This is a genomic window from Arthrobacter globiformis, assembly GCF_046536215.2.
Classification (GTDB): Bacteria; Actinomycetota; Actinomycetes; order Actinomycetales; family Micrococcaceae; genus Arthrobacter; species Arthrobacter globiformis_E.
The window spans coordinates 3,670,917-3,696,863 of the sequence record NZ_CM143421.1 but is presented as its reverse complement, the minus strand read 5'-3'; the positions used below and the strand labels follow the sequence as shown (position 1 = coordinate 3,696,863).

The window sequence follows — 25,947 nt, the reverse complement described above, 5'->3', positions numbered from 1 at the left end:
GTCACTATTTCTTCTGACGTAAGAGACTTTCATTCTATGAAAGCAATTGGAAGGCATTTTGATGACAACGGAGTCGACCACGACCCAGTCCCCCACCCGGGCGAGGCCAGCGCGCAGCGTCCTGGCAGGGATCGCCGCCTTTGGGGCACTGGGCGCCTACGTACTTGTTAGCTCGGTGGGCCTCGGCCTCTGGACCTCCCTGGGTCCTGGCCCCGGGCTGTTCCCGTTCGCCATGGGTGCGGTGCTCGCGTCGATGTCGGTCCTCTGGCTCCTTCAGGAGCTCAAGCGCCCCAGCGCGGCAGGTGAGGGGGCCGACGGCGGACTGGTGCTGGCCGTCGTCGTCAGCCTTGTGCTGCTGACAGCGCTGCTGGACCTGCTCGGCTTCCAGCTGAGCATGTTCCTCTTCCTGATGTACCACCTGAAGATCCGGGGAAAGCGGCGCTGGCTGTCCGCCCTGCTCACCGCCCTGGCCGGAAGCGTCGGAGCTTTCTACGCCTTCAACTACGGACTGAACGTGGCCCTGCCTGTCTCATCTATCCCCGTCCTGAACCTGATCGGACTCTAGACATGGACACCCTCAACGAACTGCTGAACGGCTTCGCGGCCGCCCTGACCTGGCAGAACCTCATCTTTGCGTTCCTGGGCTGCCTGCTGGGCACCGTGATCGGCGTCCTGCCGGGCATCGGCCCGGTGGCCGGCGTCGCCCTGCTTATCCCGCTCACGCTGAACATGGATCCCACCGGCTCGATCATCATGCTCTGTGCCATCTTCTACGGCACGGCCTACGGGGGAACCATCACCAGCGTGCTGCTGAACACCCCCGGTGAGGCGGCGTCGGCCATCACCACCATCGACGGCCATGCAATGACAAAGATGGGCAAGGCCGGCGCTGCCCTGACCATCGCCGCCATCGGCTCCTTCGTCGGCGGCACCATTGCCACCCTCGGACTCGTCGCCGCCGCCAAGCCCCTGGGCGAACTGGGCCTCCTTGTCGGTCCGCCGGAGTTCTTCGCCCTCATGGTCGTCGGCATCTCCCTGCTCGTGGCGCTGGCCGGAAAATCGATGGTCAAGGCCCTGATCTCCGGAGCCCTGGGCCTGCTGATCTCCATGGTTGGCATCGACCCTGTGGCCGGCGCACCCCGCTTCACGTTCGGCATGGACCGGCTCCTGGACGGCGTGAGCTTTGTGGCGGTCATCGTCGGCGTCTTCGGTCTGTCCGAGATCCTGTCCTACCGCAAGGGTGAGTCCGCCGTGGTGCACGCCCCCGGATTCCGTTCGCTGCTGCCCACCGGCGCCGAATGGCGCCGGAGTGCGCCCTCCATGGCCCGCGGAACCGGCATCGGCTTCGGCCTCGGCCTGATCCCCGGCATGACCGGATCCGTCGCTTCCCTGCTCTCCTACGGCGCCGAGAAGAAGTTCTCCAAGCACCGCAACGAGCTGGGCAAGGGCGCCGTCGAAGGTGTTGCCGGGCCGGAAACAGCCAACAACGCCCACGCCAACGCCGCGCTCATCCCGCTGTTCACCCTCGGCATCCCCGCCTCCCCCACCATCGCCGTCCTCATGGGTGCCTTCCTCCAGCAGGGCCTCACCCCGGGACCGACGCTGTTCACCGAGCACTCCGAGATTGCCTGGGCGATCATTGCCAGCCTCTTCATCGGCAACCTCCTGCTGGTCCTGCTCAACGTCCCCCTGGTCGGTCTGTGGACGTCGATCCTGCGGGTGCCGGCTCCGATCCTGACGGCACTGATCCTGCTGTTCATGGTCATCGGCGCGTACACCATCAACTTCAGCGTCTTCGATGTCTTCGTGATGATCGGCTTCGGCCTGCTGGGCCTGGCCCTTCGGCACCTGGAGATCCCGCTGGCCCCCATGGTCCTCACCCTGGTCCTGGGCCCGCTGATGGAACGGTCCCTGCGCGAATCACTGGAAATCTCCCAGGGCGACTTCAGCATCTTCCTCAACCGCCCCATCTCCGCCGTGCTCATTGCAGTGGGAGTCCTGATCATCTGCAGCCCGCTGCTGAAGCTCCGCAAGCCCAAGGCCCTGATGGACGACCCCGAAACCTAAACCCGCACTCCCCCTCAACCCAACAAACAATCTCTTCGAAGGAGAAGACCCTTGTCACGCATGAACCAGTCACGCATGAAAATCACCGCAGCCGTTGCTGCTGCCGCCCTGCTCGCCCTCACCGGATGCGGCGCCAACGCCGGCGCGACCTCCGCCGCCGGCGACGACTTCCCCAAGAAGGGCAAGTCCATCGACCTCATCGTCGCCTTCTCCTCCGGCGGCGCCGTGGACACCGCAGCCCGCCTGGTCCAGCCCGTCCTGGAGAAGGAACTCGGCACCAACGTCGAGGTCATCAACAAGCCCGGCGCCGGCGGCCAGATCGGCTACACCCAGCTCACCAGCGCCAAGCCGGACGGCTACACCATCGGCGCCACCGGTTCCCCGTCCGTCGTCGTGTCCCCGCTGGACCCGGCCCGCGGCGCCAAGTACACGCGCAGCAGCTTCCAGCCGCTGGGCCGCCAGGTCATTGACCCGGCCGTCATCGCCGTCCAGCCGGACAGCCCGTACAAAACCCTGAAGGAACTGCTCGACGCTGCCAAGGCCAAGCCCAAGTCCCTCACCGCGAGCACCACGGGCCTGCAGACCGGCGAGCACTTCGCGCTGGCCCAGATCCAGGAGACCACCGGCGCCGAGTTCGCACCGGTCCACTTCTCCGAAGGCGCCTCGCAGGCCACCACGGCGTTCCTCGGCAAGCACGTGGACATCCTCGTGGCCAACGTCAGCGACGTCACCGACCTGACCAAGCAGAACAAGGCCCGAGTCCTGGGCATCATGACCGCCGAGCGGTCCCCGTCGCTGCCCGACGTCCCGACGTTCAAGGAAAGCGGATACGACGTCGAAGCGGGCACCGCCCGCGGTTACTCCGCCCCCGCCGGCCTGCCGGACGCCGTCGCCAAGAAGCTCGAGGCCGCCCTGCAGAAGGCCATCGAGGACCCGGAGGTCGTCAAGAAGATGAACGACCTCGGCCTGCAGACCAGCTACCTCTCCGGCAAGGACTACGAGACGTTCTGGGCCGGCCAGGAGGAGGACTTCAAGAAGGTCCTGCCGCTCGTCCAGAAGAAGGACTAGCCCAGAAAAAGGACTAGTCCCAACAACCGCCGATCCCAGCCCACACCAACACCACCAGGGAAGACACCGCCATGACCACCCCCGCCCTTCAGGACATCCCCTTCACCCGCCCGGACCAGGAACTGGTCGACCGGCTGGCCAAGCTGCCGGCCGCGAACATCGGTGACGCCATGGACCGGCTGGGCGTCGCCGACTCCGCGATCCAGGCAATCTGGCCCGGAGCGAAAATCGCCGGGCCCGCCTTCACCGTCTGGACCCGTCCCGGGGACAACCAGGGCATCCACGAAGCACTGAAACTGGCCCAGCCGGGGGACGTCATTGTGGTTTCCGGCGGCGGCGATGAGTCCCGCGCCCTCCTGGGCGAGCTGATCGGCGAGCGCGCCATCAACCTCGGCATCGCCGGCTTTGCCCTCGACGGCGCGGCACGCGATGCCGAGGCCCTCGGCGAGATCGGCATGCCCGTCTTCGCCCGGGCGGTCACCCCGGCCGGACCGTACAAGAACGGGCCGCACCGGATCGGCGGCCCCGTGGCCTTCGGCGGCGTTCCCGTGCTGCCCGGCGACATCATCATCGGCGACTCCGACGGCGTCGTCGTCATCCCGGGCGAGCGGGCCGAGGCCGTGGCGGAGGCCGCAGAGGCGGTCTTCGCCGACGAAACCAACCGCCGGGCGTCGATCATCGCCGCCCGCGGCCAGTAAGTAAGGAACAGTTCCATGACAAAGTGCACCATCATCGGCCTGGGCGAAGCAGGTGCGGCCTATGCGGAAGCACTTGCCGCGGCAGGACACCAGGTCACCGGGTTTGATCCCGTAGCCGCCGCCACCCCGGCGGGAACACGGCGGGCAGCCACTGCCGCCGAAGCCTGCGAGGGCGCCGAGATCGTCCTGGTGCTCACCGGTGCGGCCGCTGCCCGCAGCGTCGCCCAGGATTGCCTGCCGGTGCTCGCGGCAGGCAGCACCTACGCGGACTTCACGTCCTCTTCCCCGGCAGTCATGCAGGAGCTCGGCCAGCTGCCCACCCAGGCGAGCTTCGCCGACGTCGCGATTCTTGGACCCGTCGCCGCCCTCGGCGCCAAGACGCCGCTCATGGTAAGCGGTCCCGGATCCGCCGCCGTGGCGCAGTTGCTGACGCCGCTGGGTGTCGACGTCGAAATCGCCGACGGCGGCCCGGGGGCCGCGATGTCCCACAAGCTGCTGCGCAGCGTCCTGATGAAGGGCATGGCGTCCGTGGTTGTCGAAGCAGTCACCGCGGGCCGGGCGGCCGGGCTGGAAAGCTGGATCCGGGAGCAGATCTCCCGCCAGCTCGCCGGAGACGGCCAGGCCGTCATCGACAGGTTCCTCGCGGGAACGTCCAAGCACGCCGTGCGCCGGTCCCGGGAAATGCAGGACACCGCGGAATACCTTTCCGAACTCGGCGTCCCGGCGGAAATGACGGCAGCCTCAGCCGCGGCGCTGACGCGGATCGCGGCGGCACCGGCACCGGAGGCCGCCCTGCGCTGAATGCGCATGAGGCAGAATCAATAAACAGGGAGTCAACGATGAACCCGGAACCAAACCAACACCGCGAAGGAGCAGCCCGATGATCGGCATCTGGGCACTGGGAGCCTATCTGGCTGTCATCCTGCTCTGGACCACTATGATCAAGCGCAGCGTCGGCGAAGCGATGCTTCTCGGGTTCCTCGTTGTCCTACCCTTCACCGGCGCCGCCGCCGTCCAGAACGGCTGGGACGCGTTCTACGACGCCATTACGGACGAGATCGTCTATGCCACCATGGCGTTCGTCTTCATGGGGTACCTGCTGGAGCGGACCGGAGTCCTGGACCGGCTCATCGACCTGCTGAACTCGCTGATCGGCGGCGTCAAGGGCGGTCCTGCCTGGGTCTCCACGGTCGCGTCGGCCGGCCTGGGCGGAGTGGTCCACAACCAGGCCGCGATCGCCGCGACCGTGGGCTCGGTGACCATCCCGTGGATGGAGAAATCCCGGCTCGACAAGCCGTCCGCGGCAACGCTCGTGGCCGGCAACGCGGGCATGGGCATCACCTTCCCGTTCAGCGCATCCATGTTCGTCCTCGTGGGGTCGTCCACCGTGGGGCCGCTGCTCAAGGTCAACGACCTCGTCCTTCCCCTGCTGCTTGGCGGCCTGTGGTGCTTCCTGCATCGCCTGATCGTCACCTACGTGCTGATCCGCAAGAGCGGCATGGCGCCCCTCGATGCGGCGCACCGGACCCCCGTCCGCCGCGCCTTCGCCCAGGGCTGGGCCACGATGATCCTGTTCGTCGTGGTTGCCGTTCCGCTGATCCTCACCTCCGGTGCCATCGCCAACGCCCTCTCCGACTGGACGGGCTCGGACGTGGCCAAGTCCGTCAGCGTCATCGTCTGGATCCCGGTGGTCCTGATCATCACGGGCCTCATCCTGGGACGGAAGCGGCTGCCGCGGAGCGGGAAGGCCTACTGGGACTTCCTGCAGCAGTCCGCGCCGCGTTTCGGCGTCGTCGGCGTCACCGTGGTGTTCGCCTTCGCCGGCGCCAACGCCCTGGCCGCCACCGGACTGCCCAAGCAGATGACGGCACTGCTGAACCAGTTCAACCTGCCCCTGGGGCTGCTCGCCATCCTGATCGGCCTGATCGTCATCGCCGTGGCCGCCCCGCTGTCCGCGACGGCCACCATGGCCGCCGTCGGAACCGTGGGTGTGGCCACGCTGGTGGCCGCCGGCGTGCCGGCCACCACGGCGGCCGTCGCGGTGCTGGTGTTTTCCTCCTGCGAGGCGGCTGTCCCGCCCGGCGGCGCCCCGCTTTACGTGGCGTGCGGCATCGCCGACGTGGACCCGTACAAGACGTTTGCCCGCCTGTTCGTCCTCTACGCCCTGCCGCTGCTGGCCATCGGCGTGCTGATCGCCGTCGGCGTCCTGCCGATCGGTGTCCTGCCAACCTAGGGAAGCGTGGAAATGCAGAAGCTACAACACACCATCAACGCCATCTTTGTCATCAGCCTCGCGGTGCTCCTCGTCGCCGGCATCGTTTTCGTGGCGGGGCAGGCCCTGGCTCTGGTCACCGGCCAGGGCGGCTGGCTGGCAGTCCTCAACGAAGCCGTCAAGGGCCCGGCGTGCATCGCCGCGTCCGTCTGCGCCCTCGCCGGGTTCCTGCTCAGCTACAAGAAACCCGCGAACCAGAACAGCCCGCAGCAGGAAGCCCGCACCCCATGACCTCCACGGAATCCGGCACAACCTATCCCTCCTACGCGTCGTTGCTGGAGCGGGAAGGGCGCCTTGCGGGCACGTCCTGGGGACTGTTTCCCGACGCCGGCCGCGGGACCCCCTCCTTCATTCAGCCGGACACCGTCCGGGAAGCCGCCGGCTGCGTCAGGACCGGCACCGTCTTCGGCCTCGACTACCCCGCCGACGCGTTCGACCCCGGCATGTCCCTGAAGCGAAGGGCTCCCCGGCAGACGATCTACTCGGCGCACCCGGCCCACCGCGACGACTACCTCGACGGGTACTACCTGCAGGGCTCCAGCCAGATCGACGGCCTCCGGCACCGCCGGGCTGACGACGCCGGCTTCTACAACGGAACCCCCGACGACGACATCCGGGAAGGAACCTCTGCCCTCGGCATCCAGGTGTGGGCGGAGCAGCCCATCGCCGGCCGGGGCGTCCTGGTGGACCTCGACGGCTACTGCCGGGAGCAGGGCAGGCCCATCGACCACGCGGCCGGGCAGCCTCTCGGTCTCGGGCTCATCCGGGCCGCAGCCGACGCCCAGGCAGTTGCCCTCCGGCCCGGCGACGTCCTCATGCTGCACACGGGGTGGTGCGAGTGGTTCCTCGCGCTCCCGACTGAGGAAAAGGAGCGCCAGCGCGACAGCCGCCGGGCCAGCGGCATCGAGCAGTCGGCGGAATTCGTCGCCTGGGCGTGGGATAACCGGCTTTCCGTCATCGCCGCGGACAACTTCGCCGTCGAATGCCTGCCACCAGTCCCAACGAGCCCTTTCCGGGACACGGCACCCAACGACCGCGGCATGATGCACCAGCAGCTCCTCGCCAAACTCGGCCTCCCCCTCGGCGAGCTCTGGCAGCTCGGCCCCCTCAGCCGGCACATGAAGGCCACCGGCAGCTGGGACGCGCTCGTCACCATCAAGCCGCTGAACATCACCGGGGCGACAGGTTCGCCCGCAAACGCGACGGCGGTGACGTAGCTAGCGCTCCCGCCATGACGGTCCGGAGGTGAACTCCCGGGTCGCGGCCCACGTGCCGAGCAGGATGAGCCTGTCCGCTGATTCGGAGCCCTCGTCCGCGGTGTACGTGCCGATGGACAGCCCCGGCTCGCCCGGCATCTCGAAGACGTCGTACGTGAGGTCGAGATCGCCAACCTCGGGGTGGCCGTACACCTTGCGGCCGGTGCGGTGCTCGTGAACGTCGTGGTCCGCCCAGTCCTTCCGGAATTGGGGGCTGCGGGTGGCGAGTTCGCCGATGAGTTCCGTGATCTCCGCGTTGAGCGGATCGCGGCCTGCCTCGTAGCGGAGCATCGCGGCGGTCAGGCTGCAGGCCAGAGGCCAGTCGACATAGTAATCCTTCGCGCGGGAGTCGAGGAAAATGAAGCGGGCCATATTGGGCCGGTCGGATTCGAAGTGCGGCGAGAACAGCGCCCGCCCCAGCAGGTTCGCGGCGATGAGGTCCTGGCGGGCGTTATAGACGACGGCGGGCACCGCCAAACTGTCCAGCACCCGCTGGACCGACGGGCGGACGGTGACGGCCGCCGTCGTTCTTCCCGGAACGTTTGCTGCCGAGGAGGCGGGCCGCGCGAGGTCCAGCAGGTGTTCGCGCTCGACGTCGGTCAGGTGCAGTGCCCGGGCGATCGCGTTCAGCACGCTCTCGGAAGCACCGTGGATGTTTCCGCGCTCCAGCCGGGTGTAGTAATCAACGCTGACGCCGGCGAGCTGGGCGACTTCCTCGCGCCGGAGCCCCGGAACGCGCCGTTCATCGCCGAAGTCGGGCAGCCCGGCCTGCGCGAGGGTCACGTTCGCGCGCCGGGAGACGAGGAACTTCCGGATGTCGTCCTTCTTATTCATGTGTTCACGCTATGCCCAAGCGGGCAACGCCGGGAGGTCCGGACAGGGCCTCCCAGCCGCCCGACATCCATGGACTTGTTAGCCAAGTCACATTCGTCTATCGTAGTCGGGGGCCACAGCGTGGTGGCCCTTTCTAAATTGGGGAGACAACTTAGTGAATGAGAAGCTGCGGGTGCTGGTCAGCGTTGACCTCGACGGCGCCAAGGCCCAGGTAAAGACCCAGGGCCACGTAACTGTTCAAAGCATTCAGGGCCTGTACGACGTCATGAAGCGCGCCGACTCGCTGGTCCCGGGACTGGCACTGGAACTCGACATGACCCTGGCCGAGGTGGAACCGCAGGCCATGGAGGAGCTCCGCGGCTGCGCCCGTTCCCACCACCTTCCGCTGCAGGTCGATCCGCTCCAGCGCGACTACCGGTTCAGCATCCTGGCACCCAAAATCGCCGCGCCCGTGGTAGCTCTCCCGGTCCCCGCACCCGTGCTGGCAGCCGCCTGACCTCCGCCCCACTAGACCGGGCCTAAATCCCGGCGGCCCAGTCGTCGTCGTAATAGCGGCCGCGGAAGTGGGCCCGGAGGTACTCCCCCACCACGGCGGCCCCCAGGTCGCCGGTGTCGGGTGCCACCACCCGGCCGTCGATCCGGCGGGCCAGCCGCCGCACGAAACGTTCCAGCCCCGGGTCGTCGCCGAGCCGGAAGAACGTGGCCTGCGTGCCGGCGCGCGCCAGCCGGTCCAGTTCAGCAACCGTGACGCGGATGGTCTCCGCATCCGGCGGCCAGTTGAACCAGGACTCGCCGTCCGCCAGCAGGTGGGCGGTGGGCTCGCCGTCGGTCACCACCAGCAGGACGGGCTGCATCGAGGGGTGCTGGCGGAAGAAGCGGCCGGCCAGCAGCAGGCCATGGTGCAGGTTGGTCCCCTGCTCCCGCAGCGCCGGCAGTGCCGTGAGCTCGCCGATGTCCATCGACTGCGCGTAGCGTCCGAACGTGATGAGCTGCAGCCGGTCCCCGCGGAAGCGGGTGGACACCAGGTGGTGCAGGGCGAGCGCCGTCCGTTTCATCGGCACCCACCGCCCCTCGGCAGCCATCGAGAAGGACACATCGGCGAGCAGGACGACGGCGGCCTGGGTACGCGCCTCCGTCTCCGTCACCTCGATGTCCCCGACGGCGAGGCGCAGTCCCTGGCCGGGATCGCCGCCGTCGGCCATGGTGCGCCGGATCGCGTTGGTCATGGTGCGCGTGACGTCCCACGGTTCGGCGTCGCCGAACTCCCACTGCCGGCTGGAGCCGGTCTGCTCACCGGCGGCCCCGGCGGTGCGCGTGTCCCGGCCGCCCTGCCGGCCGGACAGCTGCTTGGCCGTGTCCCGCAGCAGCGACTTCCCGAGCCGCCGCATGGCCTGGGGCGACAGCCGCAGGTCGCCGTCGGCGCCGCGCCGCAGGTAGCCGCCGTCCTGCATCGCCCGTTCGATCTCGGCGAGGGTGCGGGCCGTCACCGCCGCGTTCTGCCCAAGCTGCCGGGCCAGGGCATCCAGGTCCAGGTCGTCGAGGGTCGACCCGTTGTAGGACTGGGAGAGCTGTTCGGACAGTTCGTCGAGCTCGGCGATGTCCTGCAGCACGCCGGTGCCGTCACCGAGTCCAAGTCCCTCCTGGCCCTGGAAACGTTCCGAGCCGCTCCAGTCCTCGCCGGGCCGCAGGGCGCGCAGGCTGTCGTCGAGCTGGTTGAGCTGGGCCATGAGTTCCGCCGAGCCGAACGCCTGGGCGGACAGCCGCATCAGCTCCTCGCGCTGCTCGGGGGACATGGACTGCAGCATCCGCTGGGCCGCGGCGGCACGCTTGGCGAGGGCGTCCACCAGCTCCTCGACGGACTGCGGATTCTCCGGGAAGTAGTCGCCGTGCTTGGCCATGAACTCCCGGAAGTCCGCGTCGGTGTCCTCGCCGCGCCGGTGCTTGCCGAGCAGCTCGTTGAGGTCGCGCAGCATCTCGCTCACGGCTTCGCGGTCCTCATCCGTGGCGTTCTCGAGCGCCTGCTTCATGCCGGCAAACCGCTGGTCGAGGACTTCGCGGCCCAGCAGGTCCTTGATCCGTTCGTAGGCTTCCCGGGCGGTGCTCGACTGCCAGTCATAGGACGCGAGCTCGTTGACCGCGGCCGCCGTGGACGGGGGCAGGTTCTGCAGCTGCATTTCGCGGAAGGCACGCTCGGTGTTGTCCATCATGGCGTCGCGGGCCAGTTGCTTGCGCTCCTCCAGCACTGCCGTGTCCAGCAGCTTCCTGACCTCGTTGAGCGTGCCGTCCAGCCGGTGCTGGCCCAGCAGATCCTTCCGCCGCTGCTGCACGCGCCGGGCCAGGTTGTCCAGCCCGTCGCGGTTCTGGCCGCCGCGCCGCAGGAACTCCTGCAGGGCATGCCGCGGCGAGTACCCCGCCATGACGTCCTCGGCGATCGCGTCGAGTGCCTCCGCCAGATCCACCGGCGGGGCCAGCGGGTCCGGGCCTCCTGCGTACCGGCCGTACCTGGACCGGTTGTGAAGGGTCATGATGCCTCCTGTACTGGCTAATCTGTACCCGGCCTAATCTGTTCCCGGCAGAAACCGGGCTTAGCCGTAGACCGTTTCCTCGTCGTCGGACTCCTTGGAGATCCGCCGGGCGAGGTACAGGCCCTCCAGCGCAAGTTCGACGGCGGCCGCCCGCTGGCCGTCGTTTTCCGCGCCAAGGCGCTCACCGATTTTGTCGTAGAGACTCGAGCCGTTGAGGGACGGAAGGTTCTCGAGGAACTCCCGGGCCGTGACCTGGTCCCCGGTGGTCACGGTGGTGTGGCCGTCCAGCGCGGCCACGAGCGGGCCCATGTCGATGCCCTGGAAGTGCGCCCGGACGGCTTCAGCGGTGGCGGTGCGCAGGAGGTGGTCGAGGACGCCCTGTTCACGGCCCTCCTCACCGGATTCGAACTCGATCTTTCCGGTCAGGACCTCGACGGCGGTCTCGAGGTCGATGATCCGTGCCACGGCCGGATCTTCGCCGCGCACGCTGGCCCGCCTCAGGGCAGCGGCAGCGACCGTCTCGGCGCCGGCGATGGCGAACCGTGCCGAAACGCCCGACGTCTGGTTGATGGCCGGCGACTGCCGCAGCGCCCGGGTATAGCGGGCCAGGATCTCGAGGATGACGGGCGGCACGTCGGCCACCAGCTTCCCCTCCTGCTGGATGACGGAGACCTCGTCGTCGAGCTCGATCGGGTAGTGCGTGCGGATCTCGGCGCCGAAGCGGTCCTTCAGCGGCGTGATGATCCGGCCGCGGTTGGTGTAGTCCTCCGGGTTGGCGGAGGCGACGACGAGCACGTCCAGCGGCAGCCGCAGCACGTAGCCGCGGATCTGGATGTCGCGTTCCTCCATCACGTTGAGCATCGACACCTGGATCCGTTCGGCCAGGTCGGGCAGCTCGTTGATGGCGATGATCCCGCGGTTGGACCGCGGGACGAGGCCGTAGTGGATGGTCTCCGGGTCCCCGAGGCGGCGGCCTTCGGCGACGCGCATCGGGTCGACGTCGCCGATGAGGTCTGCCACGGAGGTGTCCGGCGTTGCCAGCTTTTCAACGTACCGTTCCGAACGGTGACGCCAGGCCACGCGCATCCGGTCCCCCTCGGTGAGGGCGCGGGCGCGGGACTGCTCAGTGATCGGTTCGTACGGGTGCTCGTTGAGTTCCGAGTCCTCGATCACCGGCGACCACTCGTCCAGCAGCCCGGCCAGGGTGCGGAGCAGCCGGGTCTTGCCCTGACCGCGTTCGCCGAGCAGCACGACGTCGTGCCCGGCGATCAGGGCACGCTCGAGCTGCGGCAGGACGGTCCGGCTGAACCCGAACAACCCGGGCCAAGGGTCGCGACCGGCGGCGAGCGCCGCGATCAGGTTGTCGCGGATCTCGTGGCGCAGGTCCTTGTGGACGTGGCCGGATGCACGCAGTTCGCCAACGGTGAAGATATCGGGACGATCACTCACCCCTCTACCGTAGTCCTCGGATGTGCAGGGAATCGAGGAATTTGCCCGGATTCCCAGGTACGCGGGCCACCGCCCGGCTTTAGGCTTACTACTAATGACTGCAGCAACACCGAAAGCGCAGGCTTCGGAAGAACCATCCGCGCCCCCGTCGAAACCGGAGAGCACGCTCCTCCTTCTGGTGCGCCACGGGGAAACGCCCACCACCGGCATGGTGCTGCCGGGCCGGACTCCGGGGCTGCACCTGTCCGACCGTGGCCGTGCCCAGGCTGAACGGGTTGCGGAACGGCTCACAGGCCTGGCGGTGGACGCCGTCTACTCCTCGCCGCTGGAGCGCACCCGTGAGACGGCCGAGCCCACGGCGGCCAGCTTTGGAGTGGACGTGCGGGAGAACGCCGGACTGGTCGAATGCGACTTCGGTGAGTGGACCGGCGCGGCCCTGTCCGAACTGGCAGGCCTGCCCGAATGGCAGACCGTGCAGCACAACCCGTCGGCCTTCCGCTTCCCCGACGGCGAGAGCTTCCAGGAGATGCAGGGGCGGATCGTCGGCGCGCTCGAGGTGCTGGGTACAGCGCACGCCGGGGGCGTCGTCGTCTGTTTTTCCCACGCTGATCCGATCAAGGCGGCCGTTGCCCACGCCCTGGGAACGCCCCTGGACCTTTTCCAGCGGATCGTGATCAGTCCGGGGTCCGTCTCGGCGATTTCCTTTTCGGACGGCCAGGAGCCCGCCGTGCTCATGGTGAACTCGACGTCGGAGCCGCTGAGCGGGCTGCGGAGTTCTTGACGTGGCTGCGTGTGAACGGGAACTGACACTCCTCGCCGGGGGCCAGATCGAGCTGCTCGGACGCATTCCGCGCAGCAGCAACGAGACGTTCCTGGCGGAGATCTCCGATGGGGACGGCACCGCCTATGCCGTGTACAAGCCGGAGGCCGGAGAACGGCCGCTGTCCGATTTCGAGCCCGGACTGTACCGGCGGGAGCGGGCGGCGTACCTTCTCAGCGAGTCCCTGGGCTGGGGATTCGTGCCGACGACGGTGATCCGCGAGGAGGCGCCACTGGGCATAGGGTCGCTGCAGTGGTTCATCGACTGCGACTTCAGCGAGCACTACTTCACCCTGTACGCCGACGTCCCGGAGACCCACCGCGACCTGGCCCGGATTGCCCTGTTCGACTACGTCGCCAACAACACGGACCGCAAGAGCGGGCATGTGCTGCGCGGCGACGACGGGCGGGTGTGGGGCATCGACCACGGGCTGTGCTTCTCTGCCATCTTCAAACTGCGCACCGTGATCTGGGACTTCGCCGGCGACCCCATTCCCGAAGCCCTGCTGGAGGACATCGCCCCGCTCGCCGATTCCGTGCCCAAGGACGTGGCGGAGCTCCTCGACGGCTCGGAGGTCACCGCCCTGCAGCGCCGCGTCCGCCGCCTGCTGCACGAACCGGTGCTCCCCATCGACCGCACCGGCATGCGCTACCCCTGGCCGCTTGTGTAGCTGCGTTCTAAGCGCGGGACTATGCGTAGGGGTCAGCGATGCCGATGTACTGCGTGGTGGTGTATTCGGCGATGCCCTCGGACCCGCCTTCACGCCCCAGGCCGGACTGCTTCACGCCGCCGAAAGGAGCCGCGGCGTTGGAAATGACGCCCGCGTTGAAGCCGACCATCCCGAACTCGATCTGCTCGGAGACGCGCAGGAGCCGGTTGAAGTCGCGGCTGTAGAGGTAGGCGGCGAGGCCGTACTCGGTGGAATTGGCCATGGCGATGGCCTGGTCCTCGGTGCTGAAGATGGTGATAGGGGCCACCGGGCCGAAGATCTCGGTGCGCAGGATCTCCGCGGTGTTGGCGACGCCCGCCAGGACCGTGGGCTGGTAGAAGTAGCCGGGACCATCCACCGGCGCGCCGCCGGTCACCACTGTCGCACCGGCAGTGACGGCGTCCTCCACCAGGGCGTGCACGTCCTTGCGTGCACCGCCGTCGATCAGCGGACCCACCGTGACGCCGGCGTCCGTTCCGCGGCCGGGACGGAGGGCATTCATGGCCTCGGCGAACCTGGCGGTGAACTCCTGCGCCACGGACTCATGCACGAGGAACCGGTTGGCAGCGGTGCACGCCTCGCCCATGTTCCGCATCTTCGCCGCCATCGCGCCCTGCACTGCCTTGTCCAGGTCGGCGTCCCCGAAGACGATGAACGGGGCGTTGCCGCCGAGCTCCATCGAGGTGCGGAGCACGTTCTGGGACGCCTCTGCCATGAGCTGCTTGCCCACCGGCGTCGAGCCCGTGAAGGAGATCTTCCGCAGCCGGGAGTCCTTCAGCAGCGGCCCGGAGATGGATGAGGCCGACGACGACGAGACGACGTTCAGCACCCCGGCCGGCAGGCCCGCCTCGATCATCACCTGCGCGAAGAGCTGCGAGGTCAGCGGCGTAAGCTTCGCCGGCTTGAGCACCATAGTGCAGCCGGCCGCCACGGCAGGAGCAACCTTGCGGGTGGCCATCGCCAGCGGGAAGTTCCACGGCGTGATCAGCAGGCACGGCCCCACCGGCTTGTGCTGCACCAGGATCTTGTTCTTGCCCTCGGGCGTGGTCAGGTACCGGCCGTAATCGCGCACCGCTTCTTCGGAGAACCAGCGCAGGAACTCGGCCGCGTAGGCCACCTCGCCGCGAGCCTCGGCGAGCGGCTTGCCCATCTCGAGGGTCATCAGCAGGGCAAAGTCCTCGGCGCGTTCAGTCACCAGGTCGAAGGCCCGGCGCAGGATCTCGGCCCGCTCCCGCGGGGCTGTGCGTGCCCAGGAGGCCTGCACGGCGTCCGCTGCGTCGAGCGCTGCGAGCGCGTCCGCGCTGGTGGCCGAGGCCAGCGTGGCCAGGACCTCCCCGGTTGCCGGGTCCTCGACGTCGAACGTGCCGCCGCCGGAGGCGTCCCGCCATTCGCCGTTGATCAGCAGCCCGGTGGGCACTGACGCCAGCAGCCCGGTCTCTCGTTCGGTGGTCACAGTGTTTCCTTCAGCCACATCGGCTCCTTACTATGCGTAGCTCATTCGAGCAACAAGCGTGGGGTAATGGACGGCGGCCCATTCACGGGCCTGCTGTACGTCCTGGTGAAGTTGTTCGGTCAGGGAACCAACGTCCGGGAAGGCCCGCTGGGACCGGAGTTTGACGGCCAGTTCGACGCGGATCGTCCGTCCGTAGAGGTCCTCGTCGAAGTCGAGGAGGTGCGCTTCCAGGAGCCGCTCCCCTTCCCCGGCATAAAACGTCCGACGGCGGCCCACGGACACTGCTGCCACGGCCCACCTCTGCGGGTCTACTTCTACGAGCGCCCCCCAGACACCGTCGTCGATCCCCTCGTCGGTGAGCAGGATGTTGGCGGTGGGAAACCCGAGGAGCCTGCCCCGCTGGTCTCCGGGTTCGACGGTTCCTTCGATGACGGTCATCATGCTGCCTTCCTGTCTATATCCGGCGATGTTGCCTGGAGGGGCAGTGTCCCCTGAAGGAGCGTGTCCAGCCAGGGAACCCGGTTGGAGAACCGGCTGATCTTGGAGGGGACGGTCCAGCGGTACGCGTCGTGCTCGTCGTTGATCGTCAGCCGGCGCCGCGTGCTGACGGCGGTGAACGTGTGCACCAGCCAGGGGTTCCCGCCGTCGTCGGAAATCAGCAGCGGTTCCCCGGGCTCAAAGCCGGCCAGATCCTGGGGCGTCAGCCCCGCTTCTTCCTCAAGCTCAACCAGCGCCTGCTGCCGCGGAGACGCACCCGGTTCGAGGTACCCGGTGATGCAGTGCCAGAGGCCGCGTTCGTGTCCGACCGACTGGCTGCGTTTGAACAGTGCGATCCGGCCGCGCCACTCAACCACTACAGCCACCACGGCACGCGGCGGGCGGGCTGTGCTGGATTCTGTGCCCGGCGCTTCCAGTGTTGCAGTACTCATCCGACCCTCCTAGTGCGGCGGTTCATAGGTTGGGGAGCGTCCCAGAGGACGCTCCCCAACCCGTCGAACCGGGTACTTACAGGGTCTGGGCCGCGGCGCTGCGGTCGAGCATTTCCCGTCCGGAGAGGCGCTGGCGCCGGTGGGTGGCGAAGTAGACACCCGCGGCGACGGCGGCACCGACGTAGTAGGAGAGGTCACCGATCTGCGGGAAGGCGGCCGCGATGGGGCCGGTGTAGATCGAGGACATCCAGAACGGCGAGGAGAGCACGACGCCGGCAGCCCAGGCCACGAAGCCCCATTCGAACTTCCGGGTCTTGTCGAAGAGCTCGCGCAGGCCACGCTCGGTGCGCCGGCCGCCGAACAGGTAGTCGCACACCAGGACGGCGACGTACGGGGCGATGCAGTAGGCGGTCAGGTTCAGGAAGGCGGTGAAGCCGCTGTTGAACCCGGTCTGGCCCCACAGCGCCACGAGGTAGGAGGCCACGCAGATGAAGACGACGGCGGTGTGCCGCTTCACGGGGACGCCCATGGTCTGGATGGAGATGGCGCCGCCGTAGACGTTGAGAAAGTTCTGGGTGAAGGAGGACAGGGCGACGACGCCGAGGCCGACGGCGGCCCAGGGGCCCATGAGCTCCTTGAGCGCACCGATGCTGTCGGACGCGGTGGTGGTCGATCCGAGCAGGGTGCCCACGATGCCCATCCAGACGAGGGTGACGAAGTTGCCGGACATGGTGGCCCAGCCGGCGCCGCGCCGGTTGCCGGGAGTGTTGGGCAGGTAGCGGGAGTAGTCGGACGCGAACGGCATCCACGCGACGATGAAGGAGAAGAACCAGCCGAAGAAGATGATCCAGCCGCCGATGCCGTCAAAGCCCGGTGCGGATTCGTTGGCGGTGTTGATGACCTTGCCGTTGGCCGCTGCCACGACGGTGATGAAGACGAAGCCGACCACCAGGACAAATGACAGGATGCGCTGCAGGAAGTGGATCAGGTTGTAGCCGATAACGGCCACGCCGAGCTGGATGCCCATGAGGATCAGGGAGGAAACCCAGAACGGAATGTCGGTGAGCAGTGCGATGGCCTGGCCGCCGAGGATGACGGTGACGGCGGCCCAGCCGATGCCGGCAAACACGTTCACGTAGGCCACCGGGAACAGGTTGCCGATGAAGCCGAGCGGCCCGCGGCCCTGCATCTGCTGCGGGACGCCCAGCCGAACTCCCATGGCCGACAGGTATCCCATTCCTGCCGAGGAGGTCACGCCGGCGAGGACGATGGCCAGGACCGCGGCCCAGAAAGGGAGGCCGAAGTAGGTGGCGCTGAAGCCGAGGACGACGATGGGGAAGTTCATTCCGGCGGCGAACCAGAGGAAGAACTGGGAGCGGGGCTTCCCGTGGCGTTCGACGTCGGGGATGTGCTCGATGCCGTAGGGCTCGATTTTGGTGAGGCTGTCGCGGTAACCGCGGTCTTCGGCGACGCTGTTTTCGGCGGCGCTCATGGTTTCTGGGCTCATTGTTGTCCTATTGTGGGATGCGCACCTAGGTGCGCTGCTTGAGAGCAGATTGGGTCGGCGCGGCTGGTTTCCTGTGCGAGGGCGGTCAGCCGCGCCGGAACTTTAGAGTTGGGCGAGTTCAGCGCCGTCGAAGAACCGTCCGGCCTTGTAGACCATGGGTGCGGTGCTGCTGGTTTCCGCGTGGCGGACCCGGCAGATGAAGACCGTGTGGGTCTTGGCTTGGAAGCGCTCCTGGATTTCGGCTTCCAGGGAGGCTGCAGAACCGTCCAGGAGGGGGCTTCCCTTGGGCCCTTCATGCCAGTCGAGCTCGGCGAACTTGTCCGCGGCCTTCGAGGCGAAGACCTTCACCGTGTCCAGCTGTTCGGTCCCCAGGATGTTGATGCCGAGGTGGCTCGAGGAGAAGAGCGCAGGGTAGGTGCTGGACGTCTTCTGGACGCATACCAGCACCAGCGGCGGTTCGAGTGAGACGGAGCAGTACGAGTTGGCCGCCAGCCCCTTGGGGGTTTCGCCTTCCTTGGTGGTGACGACGGTGACGCCGGTGATGAACTGCCGGTTGAAGGCCTTCATCAGGTCCGGGTCGAGTTCCGCGAAGTCCTCGCCCTCGGCAACGGCGGGTGCTGCGATGCCGCGCAGGGGCCGGATGCCGAGGCCGGCGAGAAGTTCGCTGCCGTCCCAGGTCACCGATTCGCGGACGATCCGGCCCTCCTCGAGGACCAGGATGTTCGAACCCCGGGTTTGGACGGTGAGTCCCGTTGCCGGAACTCCGAGGTATTCATTGGTGTGCGTGCCGGTGGAGGTCCAGAAGACGGCGACGGTGCCGTCCCCTTCGACGACGTCATCGACCGTGGTGCGCAGGTCGGGGAAAGCTTCCCGGACCGCAGCGATCTCTGACTTGAGGCCTGCGAGGTCGACAGTTGCACCCGTCGCCTTGCTGGTGCGCGTGTAGCCGGCGGCTACGAGGCCATCGAGGGCATCAAGGTCTCCCTTGTCCCAAGCCGCGAGCCAAGCCGATGTGATGATCGGTTCCAAGGTCTGTTGCATACCAACGACGGTAATCCAGCTCACAACGTAAGGTCAAGAGGGCGACAGAAAATCCGCACAATCCCTAGAAACTCGCGAGTTTTCTAAAAGCGTAGCCAAACCTGTTGACGCTACTGATGCATGCAACATACGCTTTCATGTATGCAAGATGATCTCGAAGTAGTCAGGGAAGCTGCTGACCGGGACGGACTCCTGGACCGGATCCGCCGCCTCGTCCTCGGAGGCGACTTCCCCCCGGGCGCGGTCCTCCCCGAAGCCTTCCTCGCGCAGGAGTTTGACGTGAGCCGCACCCCCATCCGGGAAGCGCTCAAGCAGCTGCAGCACGAGGGCCTGGTGGAAATCCGTCCGAAGGTCGGCACCTTCGTGCGGGAACCCACCCGCAGGGAGATCATCGAGCTCTTCCAGCTCAAGGAGTCCCTCGAGGGACTGGCCGCATCCCTGCTCGCCCGCCGCGGCGAGGTCCAGGAACTGGCCGTCCTGCGGCGGAACCTTGAGGAGTCAGAAATGGCTTCGCTCACCCATGACACCGACGCCTATGCCCGGCTGGTGCATGAGTTCCACTGGACGATCGTCCGCGGCTCGGACAACCGCAAGCTTGTTGAGCACTACGAGCGGCTCATGAACCAGCTCGCCTACCAGCGGCTGGTCCTGCAAACGGTTGAACATCCTGGCCGGCTCGAAGCCTCCACCCGCGAACACCGCGCCGTCCTGGACATGATCGAACACAAAGACCCCTTCGGGGCCGAATCCGCCATGAGGAACCACGTTCACGCCTCATCCCGGGAGGCCCTGACCGACCCGGCGCAAGACCGCCGGAACTGAACCAACGACCCACGAAAGGAAGCCATGCGCTTCTCCATGATTGAAGTGATCCAATGACGAACGACAACGGGTTCGGCATCCGCAAGATCGTGTACTACAGCGAGGAAATCCTGCTCGAGAACGGCGCCTCCCCCGCCGTTCCGGCAGTCCGCGCAACGGCAGCAGCCGTCGTCAGCAACCCGTGGCTGGGCGGCAACGCCACCGACGACCTCAGCGACGAAGTGGTGCAGCTTGCCCCGGTGCTGGCGCGCAAACTCACCGAGGTGCTTGCTGCCAACCTCGGCGGCGTGGACGCCATCGAGGCCTTCGGCAAGGCCGCCATTGTGGGCACGGACGGTGAAATCGAGCACGGCGCTGCGCTCATCCACACACCGTTCTTCGGCAACCTCGTCCGCGAGTTCTTCGAAGGCGAGTCGATCATCTGCTTCGCCGACGACCGCGGCGACGCCGGCGCCTCCCTCGTCGTACCCCTGTGGCACAAGAACGCCGCAGCTACCCGCACCCACTACCAGACCATCACCACACGCATCGGTGACGCACCCCGCCCGGGTGAGATCGTCGTCGTCCTCGGTGCATCAACCGGGCCCCGCCCCCACTCCCGCATCGGTGACCGCCTCACCGACCCCATCGTCAAAGCAGACACGCTAGGAGAACTTGTTTCATGAGCATCCGTAAGATCGTCACCCTGACCGAAGACGTCCTCATCGAAGGCGGCCGCGAGGTCAGCCCGGCCGCGCGGGTTGCCGTTGTGGCAGCCATCGTCAAAAACCCCTGGGCAGGCCAGGGCTTCGTGGAGGACCTGTCCGCCGGCATCGACGGCAACGCCTCCGACATCGGCGCGCTGCTGGCGCCCCGCGTCCTCGAAGCCCTCGGCTCCCCGGCCGAGGCGTACGGCAAGGCCGCCATCGTGGGCCTGAACGGCGAAATCGAGCACGGCTCCGGGCTCATCCACACGCTGGCCTTCGGAAACCACTTCCGCGATGCCGCCAACGCCACCACGCTGCTGCCGGCAGTGGAGAAGCGCGGACCGGCAGGTGTGGTCTTCGACATCCCGCTCAAGCACATCACCGATGCCACCATCCGCTCGCACCACCAGAGCATCGAGGTGCGGATCAACGACGCACCGCATGCCGACGAGATCGTGATCGCCCTCGCGGCCGCTGCCCAGGGACGGCCGCAGCAGCGCCTGGCAGCTTTCGCCACCGAAACGAAGTAGGTGCCAGCCGCTGTGAGCCGCGACCGCATAGCCCTCATCCACGGCGTCGGCCTCGACGGGTCGATGTGGGGCCCCCTCCGCGAATTCCTGGAACCGGAATACGACGTCCAGGTCCTGGAACTGCTGGGACACGGGAGCCGGCCAAAGGCTCCCGAAGGGGTAACGCTGGCCGAGCTCGCGGCGGACGTCGCCGAACGGCTCGAGCCGGACACGCACCTGGTGGGCTTCTCGCTGGGCGCCCTCGTGGCCCAGCACGTGGCCAGGTTCCGCCCGGACCTGGTTGCCAGCCTGGTGTCGGTCGCCTCGGTGTGCAAGCGCACCTCCGAGGAGCACGCCGCCGTCATGGTGCGGCTCGCCTCGGCGGGATCCGATTTTCCGGCAACGGTGGAGGCATCCATCCGCCGCTGGTATCCGGAAGGGTCCTCCGTCCCGGCGGACGTGATCGAGGCGACGCGGGAAGTCCTGCAGAAGAACGATCCAAAGTCCTTCCTGGCCTGCTACCGCGTATTCGCCACCGCAGATGCGGAAATCGCCACCGAACTGCCCTTGATCACCGTTCCTTCCCACGCCGTGACCGGCGAGCTGGACCCGGGGTCGACGCCCGAGATGAGCGCCCGGCTGGCCGCGGCCATCCCCGGCTGCACCTATTCCGTTATCGGCGGCGCCCGCCACATGATGCCGGTGGAGCGGCCCCAGGAGCTCGCCAACACTCTCACTGCTTTCTTCAAGGAGCACTCACATGTCCACTGATCGCCGCTACGAGCACTTCATCAACGGGGAATTTGTCCCGCCGTCATCCGGCGAATACTTCGACAGCACCAACCCGGCGACCCTCGACGTGCTGTACCGGGCCGCACGGGGTAACGCGGCCGACGTCGAAAAGGCTGTCTCCGCGGCGTCCGCAGCCTTCGAGAACCCCAGCTGGCGGAACCTCAGCCAGACCAAGCGCGGGCACCTGCTCCGCCGCCTCGGTGACCTGGTTGGCGAGCATGCCGACGAGCTCGCCCGGATGGAGAGCCAGGACAACGGCAAGCTCCTCCGGGAGATGCGCGCCCAGCTGGCGTCCATGCCGGAGTATTACTACTACTACGCCGGGCTGGCGGACAAGATCCAGGGCGACACCATCCCCGGTTCCACCCCGGCCATCCTGAACTACACGCTCCGCGAACCGCTGGGCGTGGTGGGTGCCATCACGCCGTGGAACTCGCCACTGACGCTGACCACCAGCAAGCTGGCGCCCGCCCTCGCGGCCGGCAACACCATCGTCATCAAGCCGTCCGAATACACCTCGGCCACCGTCCTCCGTCTGGCCGCACTTGCCGATGAAGCCGGCTTCCCGGCGGGTGTGATCAACGTGGTCACCGGCTTCGGCGCAGAGGCCGGCGCGGCCCTGGTGGACGACGCGCGGCTGGCCAAGATCTCGTTTACCGGCAGCACCAGCACCGGCGCGCGGATCGCCTCGACGACGGCATCGCGCTTCATCGGCTCCACCCTGGAGCTGGGCGGCAAGTCGCCGAACATCGTCTTCGGGGATGCGGACATCACCAACGCGTCCATGGGTGTTGTGGCGGGCATCTTCGCCGCGGCCGGCCAGACCTGCATCGCGGGCAGCCGCGTCTTCGCGCACAAGTCCGTCTACGACGAACTGCTGGAGCGCGTCGCGAACCGTGCCCGGAGCATCGTAATCGGCGACCCGCTGCTCGACGCCACCGAGCTCGGCCCGCTGGCGTTCCAGGACCAGCGCGACAAGGTGGCCAGCTACGTCGACCTCGGCGTCTCCGAAGGCGCCACCGTCCTGACCGGCGGCGGCCGTCCCAACATCCCGCTCGGCGGCTACTTCTTCGAGCCCACCGTGCTGACCGACGTCGACAATTCCATGCGCGTGGTGCGGGAGGAGATCTTCGGCCCAGTCGCGGCGATCATGCCCTTCGAAACCGAGGAGGAGGTCCTCCGGCTCGCCAACGACACCACATACGGCCTCGCCGCCGGCGTCTGGACCACCAACCTGGCCCGGGCGCACCGGATGGCCAGCCGGCTGGAGGCCGGAACGGTGTGGGTCAACACGTACCGCGCCATGTCCCCGGCGTCCCCGCGCGAAGGCTTCAAGACCAGCGGCGTGGGCGTGGAGCACGGCATCGAGAGCATCCGCGAGTACACCCGGCTCAAGAGCGTCTGGATCAACACGGACGAATCCCCCATCGCCGACCCCTTCATCATGAGGAGCTGATATGCCTCTTATCGAAGTTTCCATCGCCCGGGGCCGGACCCCCGGGCAGCTCCGCACACTCATCGCCGAGCTGCACCGCGCCGCCGAGAACGCCGTGGGCGCGGTACCGGACAACACCACCGTCATCATCCGCGAGATCGAGCACGAGCACTGGTCCCGCGGCAACCAGACCATCGCCGAACGCAACGCGGCAGCGGCAGAAAGCAGGAGTTCCTAATGCGCTTTTCCCTCTTCGTCCACATGGAGCGCTGGGACGAGTCCGTCTCGCACCGCGAGTGCTTCGAGAACCTGACGGAACTCGCCCTCATCGCCGAGGCCGGCGGCTTCAGCACCGTCTGGATCGGTGAGCACCACTCGATGGAGTACACCATCTCCCCCAGCCCGATGCCGCAGCTCGCCTACCTGGCGGCGCGCACCTCGCGCATCCGCCTGGGCGCCGGCACCATCATCGCGCCGTTCTGGAACCCGCTCCGCGTGGCCGGCGAGACGGCACTCCTGGACGTCATCAGCAACGGCCGGATGGAAGTGGGACTGGCGCGCGGCGCGTACCAGTTCGAGTTCGACCGCCTCATGGGCGGGATGTCAGCGGTCGACGGCGGCAAGCACCTGCGCGAGATGGTGCCGGCCGTGCGTGCGCTTTGGGAGGGTGACTACGCGCACGACGGCGAGGTGTGGCAGTTCCCGACCTCCACCAGTGTGCCGAAGCCGCTGCAGAAGCCGACGCCGCCCATGTGGATCGCCGCCCGCGACATCTCCTCGCATGAGTTCGCCGTCGCCAACGGCTGCAACGTGATGGTGACGCCCCTGATGAAGGGCGACGAGGAGGTGGAGGACCTTGCACGCAAGTTCGACACCGCCGTGGAGAACAACCCCGGGGTCCCGCGCCCGGACCTCATGGTGCTCCGCCACACCCACGTCCATGCGGCCGACGAGCCGGAGGGCTGGCGTCGTCCGGCCGAGGGCATCAACAAGTTCTACCGGACGTTCGACGCCTGGTTCGGCAACAAGACCACCCCGAAGAACGGCTTCCTCGAGCCGAGCCCAGAAGAGAAGTTCGCCGAGCGCCCCGAGTTCACGCCGGAGGCCCTGCACCAGACGGCCATGATCGGCACGCCCAAGGAGGTCATCGAGCGGCTCCGGCACTACGAGGCCCTCGGCGTGACCGAGTTCAGCCTCTGGTCGGACAACAGCCTCACCCACGAGGAGAAGAAGCGCTCGCTCGAGCTCTTCATCGAGCACGTGGTGCCGGCCTTTCAGGAGCAGCCCGTAGCCGTGGCACGCTAGAGCCGGCCGCATAGCTGTGCCCGTCAGCTGTCAGTACACTGGGACGCATGACCGAGCAGGAACCGGCCCCGGTTGAGGACGCCGAGGCTCCGACTCTGACCGATCCCGACGCCGTCGATACCTCCTTGCGCACTCCGGCACAGCGGTCCCGCACCTTCGCCGGAATCCTGGTGAACACGGCGCTGGCCAACGTCACCACCAGCTACCTCTGGTTCGCGCTGACGTTCTGGGTGTACCTGGAGACGCGCAACGTGATCGCCACCGGCGTGGTGGGCGGCGCGTACATGCTGCTGATTGCCCTGTCGAGCATCAGCTTCGGCACCTTCGTGGACCGCTACCGCAAGCTCGCGGTGATGCGCTTCGCTGCAGGCTTCACGCTGGTGATGTTTGTCCTGTCCGGTGTCATGTTCCTGCTGGCACCCACCGCCCTGATCCTGGACCTGTCCCAGCCCTGGTTCTGGCTCTTCACGCTGATCATCCTGGTGGGCGCGGTGGTGGAAAACATGCGGAACATCGCGCTGTCCACCACGGTCACCATCCTCATCGAGCCGGACCGGAGGGCCAACGCCAACGGGCTGGTGGGCATGGTGCAGGGACTGATGTTCATCGTCACCTCCCTGCTCTCGGGGCTGTCCGTCGGGCTGCTGGGCATGGGCTGGACCATTGTCGTGGCCCTGGTGCTCACGGCGTTGGCGTTCGCGCACCTGCTGACCCTGCGCATGCCGGAGGAAGTGCGCGCGGCCGCCTCGGATGCGCAGGGCGGCTTCGACCTGCGCGGTTCACTCGCTGCCGTGCTGGCCATCGCCGGGCTGTTCGCGCTCATCCTGTTCTCCACGTTCAACAACTTCATCGGCGGCGTCTACATGGCCCTGATGGATCCTTACGGGCTGGAGATGTTCTCCGTGGAGATGTGGGGCGCCGTCTTCGCGCTCGGCTCCACCGGATTCATCGTGGGCGGCGCATTGATCGGCAAGTTCGGGCTCGGCCGGAACCCGCTGCGCACCCTGCTCATCGCCGTGGCCGTGATGGGGCTCCTCGGTGCGGTGTTCACGCTGCGGGAGTGGGCCTGGCTGTACATCGCGGGCATCTGGCTGTACCTGGTGCTGATACCGTTCGTGGAGGCCGCCGAGCAGACCGTCATCCAGCAGGTGGTGCCGCTGCCGCGCCAGGGCCGGGTATTCGGATTCGCCATGGCCTTCGAGTCGGCCGCGGCGCCGGTCACCGCATTCCTCATCGCGCCGATCGCCCAGTTCTGGATCATTCCGTACGCGCGCTCGGCCGAGGGCGCCGCTCAGCTGGCCCCGCTTCTGGGCGAAGGCACCTCCCGCGGCATTGCCCTGGTGTTCCTGGTGGCCGGAATCATCATGATCGCGGCTGCGCTGGCGGCTTTTCTTACGCCGGTCTACCGCCGGGTCTCGGCGTCGTATTCGCGGGCGGCTGCAAACGGCTGATCGCGACGATCCGGACGGTCACGCCCGCAAGGACCAGGACGACACCCAGCGCAATCAGGATCCAGGTGGGAACGGCGGCGGCTCCGATGCTGTGGTAGCAGGCCGCCGCTGCTCCGGCGCCGCGGTGGAGCGCGTCGAATGCTTCAGCGGAACGGCTGTCCGGCATCAGCGGGCTGCCGCACAGCGTGCCCGTCTTCTGCAGGCCGAAAACGATCCCGGCAAGCAGCACAGCGAAACCGGCTCCGATCAGCCAGAGCCAGGCCTGCCATACGGCGGAATTCCGCCGGACTGATGTAGCTCGCACGTCACTCCCTAGAAA

At 67.5% G+C, this 25,947-nt stretch carries 28 protein-coding genes; 19 read left to right on the top strand and 9 right to left on the bottom strand.

The genetic code is table 11. The annotated features are described in order from the left end of the window. Positions 1–61: 61 nt before the first annotated feature. From R5O87_RS16610 to R5O87_RS16575, 8 genes are all read left to right on the top strand, one after another. Positions 62–565: a tripartite tricarboxylate transporter TctB family protein gene (locus tag R5O87_RS16610; RefSeq protein ID WP_410555644.1), complete on the top strand. Its 504-nt coding sequence runs from the start codon at positions 62–64 to the stop codon at positions 563–565. 2 nt (positions 566–567) lie between these two features. Continuing rightward, positions 568–2,067, top strand: coding sequence for a tripartite tricarboxylate transporter permease (locus R5O87_RS16605; protein ID WP_410555643.1), 1,500 nt, complete (start codon positions 568–570; stop codon positions 2,065–2,067). A 60-nt stretch (positions 2,068–2,127) separates the two neighbouring features. Further along, positions 2,128–3,135 (top strand): tripartite tricarboxylate transporter substrate binding protein, encoded by a 1,008-nt coding sequence (locus tag R5O87_RS16600; protein WP_462836444.1) that lies wholly within the window; start codon positions 2,128–2,130, stop codon positions 3,133–3,135. 71 nt (positions 3,136–3,206) lie between these two features. Then, positions 3,207–3,833 (top strand): RraA family protein, encoded by a 627-nt coding sequence (locus R5O87_RS16595; RefSeq protein ID WP_410555641.1) that lies wholly within the window; start codon positions 3,207–3,209, stop codon positions 3,831–3,833. Positions 3,834–3,848: 15 nt separating this feature from the next. Then, positions 3,849–4,634 carry an NAD(P)-dependent oxidoreductase gene (locus R5O87_RS16590; protein ID WP_410555640.1) on the top strand — a complete coding sequence of 262 codons (786 nt, stop codon included), beginning with the start codon at positions 3,849–3,851 and terminating at the stop codon, positions 4,632–4,634. Positions 4,635–4,713: 79 nt separating this feature from the next. After that, positions 4,714–6,066 (top strand): TRAP transporter large permease subunit, encoded by a 1,353-nt coding sequence (locus tag R5O87_RS16585; RefSeq protein WP_410555639.1) that lies wholly within the window; start codon positions 4,714–4,716, stop codon positions 6,064–6,066. 12 nt (positions 6,067–6,078) lie between these two features. Beyond that, entirely contained in the window at positions 6,079–6,336 is a 258-nt protein-coding gene (locus R5O87_RS16580) for a hypothetical protein (protein ID WP_410555638.1), read from the top strand. Beyond that, positions 6,333–7,322 (top strand): cyclase family protein, encoded by a 990-nt coding sequence (locus R5O87_RS16575; protein ID WP_410555637.1) that lies wholly within the window; start codon positions 6,333–6,335, stop codon positions 7,320–7,322. The genes R5O87_RS16580 and R5O87_RS16575 overlap by 4 nt, the downstream gene beginning before the upstream one ends. Here R5O87_RS16575 and R5O87_RS16570 read toward each other — a convergent pair whose 3' ends face one another. Further along, positions 7,323–8,195 carry a helix-turn-helix transcriptional regulator gene (locus tag R5O87_RS16570; RefSeq protein ID WP_410555636.1) on the bottom strand — a complete coding sequence of 291 codons (873 nt, stop codon included), beginning with the start codon at positions 8,193–8,195 and terminating at the stop codon, positions 7,323–7,325. A gap of 154 nt (positions 8,196–8,349) precedes the next feature. Between R5O87_RS16570 and R5O87_RS16565 the strand changes: the two genes are divergently transcribed. Further along, positions 8,350–8,691 (top strand): hypothetical protein, encoded by a 342-nt coding sequence (locus R5O87_RS16565; protein ID WP_410555635.1) that lies wholly within the window; start codon positions 8,350–8,352, stop codon positions 8,689–8,691. Between the two features lie 22 nt (positions 8,692–8,713). On the opposite strand, the gene R5O87_RS16560 is transcribed toward R5O87_RS16565, so the two are convergent. Further along, positions 8,714–10,720 (bottom strand): vWA domain-containing protein, encoded by a 2,007-nt coding sequence (locus R5O87_RS16560; protein ID WP_410555634.1) that lies wholly within the window; start codon positions 10,718–10,720, stop codon positions 8,714–8,716. A gap of 60 nt (positions 10,721–10,780) precedes the next feature. Continuing rightward, positions 10,781–12,169 (bottom strand): sigma 54-interacting transcriptional regulator, encoded by a 1,389-nt coding sequence (locus R5O87_RS16555; protein ID WP_410555633.1) that lies wholly within the window; start codon positions 12,167–12,169, stop codon positions 10,781–10,783. 94 nt (positions 12,170–12,263) lie between these two features. Between R5O87_RS16555 and R5O87_RS16550 the strand changes: the two genes are divergently transcribed. Together R5O87_RS16550 and R5O87_RS16545 are read left to right on the top strand one after the other, a co-directional pair. Continuing rightward, positions 12,264–12,950 carry an MSMEG_4193 family putative phosphomutase gene (locus R5O87_RS16550; protein ID WP_410555632.1) on the top strand — a complete coding sequence of 229 codons (687 nt, stop codon included), beginning with the start codon at positions 12,264–12,266 and terminating at the stop codon, positions 12,948–12,950. 1 nt (position 12,951) lies between these two features. After that, positions 12,952–13,659 (top strand): SCO1664 family protein, encoded by a 708-nt coding sequence (locus R5O87_RS16545; RefSeq protein WP_410555631.1) that lies wholly within the window; start codon positions 12,952–12,954, stop codon positions 13,657–13,659. A gap of 19 nt (positions 13,660–13,678) precedes the next feature. On the opposite strand, the gene R5O87_RS16540 is transcribed toward R5O87_RS16545, so the two are convergent. From R5O87_RS16540 to R5O87_RS16520, 5 genes are all read right to left on the bottom strand, one after another. Then, a complete protein-coding gene (locus R5O87_RS16540) occupies positions 13,679–15,151 on the bottom strand; it encodes an NAD-dependent succinate-semialdehyde dehydrogenase (protein ID WP_410555630.1) in 1,473 nt (490 codons plus the stop codon). A 30-nt stretch (positions 15,152–15,181) separates the two neighbouring features. Continuing rightward, entirely contained in the window at positions 15,182–15,592 is a 411-nt protein-coding gene (locus R5O87_RS16535; RefSeq protein ID WP_410555629.1) for a riboflavin kinase, read from the bottom strand. Next, positions 15,589–16,080: an NUDIX domain-containing protein gene (locus tag R5O87_RS16530; RefSeq protein WP_410555628.1), complete on the bottom strand. Its 492-nt coding sequence runs from the start codon at positions 16,078–16,080 to the stop codon at positions 15,589–15,591. Before R5O87_RS16530 ends, R5O87_RS16535 begins: the two co-directional genes overlap by 4 nt. 76 nt (positions 16,081–16,156) lie before the next feature. Next, positions 16,157–17,587 carry a purine-cytosine permease family protein gene (locus R5O87_RS16525; protein WP_410555627.1) on the bottom strand — a complete coding sequence of 477 codons (1,431 nt, stop codon included), beginning with the start codon at positions 17,585–17,587 and terminating at the stop codon, positions 16,157–16,159. Positions 17,588–17,689: 102 nt separating this feature from the next. Further along, positions 17,690–18,616 carry a flavin reductase gene (locus R5O87_RS16520; RefSeq protein WP_410555626.1) on the bottom strand — a complete coding sequence of 309 codons (927 nt, stop codon included), beginning with the start codon at positions 18,614–18,616 and terminating at the stop codon, positions 17,690–17,692. A 153-nt stretch (positions 18,617–18,769) separates the two neighbouring features. On the opposite strand from R5O87_RS16520, the gene R5O87_RS16515 reads away from it, so the two are divergent. Genes R5O87_RS16515 through R5O87_RS16480 form a run of 8 tightly spaced genes read left to right on the top strand, consistent with a single transcriptional unit; the run spans position 18,770 to position 25,628 of the window. Further along, complete coding sequence (locus tag R5O87_RS16515; RefSeq protein WP_410555625.1) at positions 18,770–19,450, top strand: GntR family transcriptional regulator; 681 nt, start codon at positions 18,770–18,772, stop codon at positions 19,448–19,450. A gap of 53 nt (positions 19,451–19,503) precedes the next feature. Then, a complete protein-coding gene (locus R5O87_RS16510) occupies positions 19,504–20,115 on the top strand; it encodes an amino acid synthesis family protein (RefSeq protein ID WP_410555624.1) in 612 nt (203 codons plus the stop codon). Beyond that, complete coding sequence (locus R5O87_RS16505) at positions 20,112–20,666, top strand: amino acid synthesis family protein (protein ID WP_410555623.1); 555 nt, start codon at positions 20,112–20,114, stop codon at positions 20,664–20,666. The genes R5O87_RS16510 and R5O87_RS16505 overlap by 4 nt, the downstream gene beginning before the upstream one ends. Before the next feature lie 12 nt (positions 20,667–20,678). Then, positions 20,679–21,416 carry an alpha/beta fold hydrolase gene (locus R5O87_RS16500; protein WP_410555622.1) on the top strand — a complete coding sequence of 246 codons (738 nt, stop codon included), beginning with the start codon at positions 20,679–20,681 and terminating at the stop codon, positions 21,414–21,416. Then, positions 21,406–22,893, top strand: coding sequence for an aldehyde dehydrogenase (locus R5O87_RS16495; protein WP_410555621.1), 1,488 nt, complete (start codon positions 21,406–21,408; stop codon positions 22,891–22,893). Before R5O87_RS16500 ends, R5O87_RS16495 begins: the two co-directional genes overlap by 11 nt. Position 22,894: 1 nt before the next feature. Continuing rightward, positions 22,895–23,110: a tautomerase family protein gene (locus R5O87_RS16490; RefSeq protein WP_410555620.1), complete on the top strand. Its 216-nt coding sequence runs from the start codon at positions 22,895–22,897 to the stop codon at positions 23,108–23,110. Beyond that, the gene (locus R5O87_RS16485; protein WP_410555619.1) at positions 23,110–24,177 is read left to right on the top strand and encodes an LLM class flavin-dependent oxidoreductase; all 1,068 of its coding nucleotides are present in this window, start codon (positions 23,110–23,112) and stop codon (positions 24,175–24,177) included. The genes R5O87_RS16490 and R5O87_RS16485 overlap by 1 nt, the downstream gene beginning before the upstream one ends. A gap of 47 nt (positions 24,178–24,224) precedes the next feature. Then, on the top strand, positions 24,225–25,628 hold the full coding sequence (locus R5O87_RS16480; RefSeq protein ID WP_410555618.1) for an MFS transporter: 1,404 nt from the start codon (positions 24,225–24,227) through the stop codon (positions 25,626–25,628). On the opposite strand, the gene R5O87_RS16475 is transcribed toward R5O87_RS16480, so the two are convergent. Then, on the bottom strand, positions 25,570–25,932 hold the full coding sequence (locus R5O87_RS16475) for a hypothetical protein (protein ID WP_410555617.1): 363 nt from the start codon (positions 25,930–25,932) through the stop codon (positions 25,570–25,572). The two genes, R5O87_RS16480 and R5O87_RS16475, sit on opposite strands and share 59 nt — an antisense overlap. Between the last annotated feature and the right edge of the window lie 15 nt (positions 25,933–25,947).

Coding starts and splice junctions, on each gene's coding strand:
- R5O87_RS16610 (WP_410555644.1), top strand. CDS start 62: ATGACAACGGAGTCGACCACGACCCAGTCCCCCACCCGGGCGAGGCCA.
- R5O87_RS16605 (WP_410555643.1), top strand. CDS start 568: ATGGACACCCTCAACGAACTGCTGAACGGCTTCGCGGCCGCCCTGACC.
- R5O87_RS16600 (WP_462836444.1), top strand. CDS start 2,128: ATGAACCAGTCACGCATGAAAATCACCGCAGCCGTTGCTGCTGCCGCC.
- R5O87_RS16595 (WP_410555641.1), top strand. CDS start 3,207: ATGACCACCCCCGCCCTTCAGGACATCCCCTTCACCCGCCCGGACCAG.
- R5O87_RS16590 (WP_410555640.1), top strand. CDS start 3,849: ATGACAAAGTGCACCATCATCGGCCTGGGCGAAGCAGGTGCGGCCTAT.
- R5O87_RS16585 (WP_410555639.1), top strand. CDS start 4,714: ATGATCGGCATCTGGGCACTGGGAGCCTATCTGGCTGTCATCCTGCTC.
- R5O87_RS16580 (WP_410555638.1), top strand. CDS start 6,079: ATGCAGAAGCTACAACACACCATCAACGCCATCTTTGTCATCAGCCTC.
- R5O87_RS16575 (WP_410555637.1), top strand. CDS start 6,333: ATGACCTCCACGGAATCCGGCACAACCTATCCCTCCTACGCGTCGTTG.
- R5O87_RS16570 (WP_410555636.1), bottom strand. CDS start 8,195: ATGAATAAGAAGGACGACATCCGGAAGTTCCTCGTCTCCCGGCGCGCG.
- R5O87_RS16560 (WP_410555634.1), bottom strand. CDS start 10,720: ATGACCCTTCACAACCGGTCCAGGTACGGCCGGTACGCAGGAGGCCCG.
- R5O87_RS16550 (WP_410555632.1), top strand. CDS start 12,264: ATGACTGCAGCAACACCGAAAGCGCAGGCTTCGGAAGAACCATCCGCG.
- R5O87_RS16535 (WP_410555629.1), bottom strand. CDS start 15,592: ATGATGACCGTCATCGAAGGAACCGTCGAACCCGGAGACCAGCGGGGC.
- R5O87_RS16530 (WP_410555628.1), bottom strand. CDS start 16,080: ATGAGTACTGCAACACTGGAAGCGCCGGGCACAGAATCCAGCACAGCC.
- R5O87_RS16525 (WP_410555627.1), bottom strand. CDS start 17,587: ATGAGCCCAGAAACCATGAGCGCCGCCGAAAACAGCGTCGCCGAAGAC.
- R5O87_RS16515 (WP_410555625.1), top strand. CDS start 18,770: ATGCAAGATGATCTCGAAGTAGTCAGGGAAGCTGCTGACCGGGACGGA.
- R5O87_RS16510 (WP_410555624.1), top strand. CDS start 19,504: ATGACGAACGACAACGGGTTCGGCATCCGCAAGATCGTGTACTACAGC.
- R5O87_RS16505 (WP_410555623.1), top strand. CDS start 20,112: ATGAGCATCCGTAAGATCGTCACCCTGACCGAAGACGTCCTCATCGAA.
- R5O87_RS16495 (WP_410555621.1), top strand. CDS start 21,406: ATGTCCACTGATCGCCGCTACGAGCACTTCATCAACGGGGAATTTGTC.
- R5O87_RS16490 (WP_410555620.1), top strand. CDS start 22,895: ATGCCTCTTATCGAAGTTTCCATCGCCCGGGGCCGGACCCCCGGGCAG.
- R5O87_RS16485 (WP_410555619.1), top strand. CDS start 23,110: ATGCGCTTTTCCCTCTTCGTCCACATGGAGCGCTGGGACGAGTCCGTC.
- R5O87_RS16480 (WP_410555618.1), top strand. CDS start 24,225: ATGACCGAGCAGGAACCGGCCCCGGTTGAGGACGCCGAGGCTCCGACT.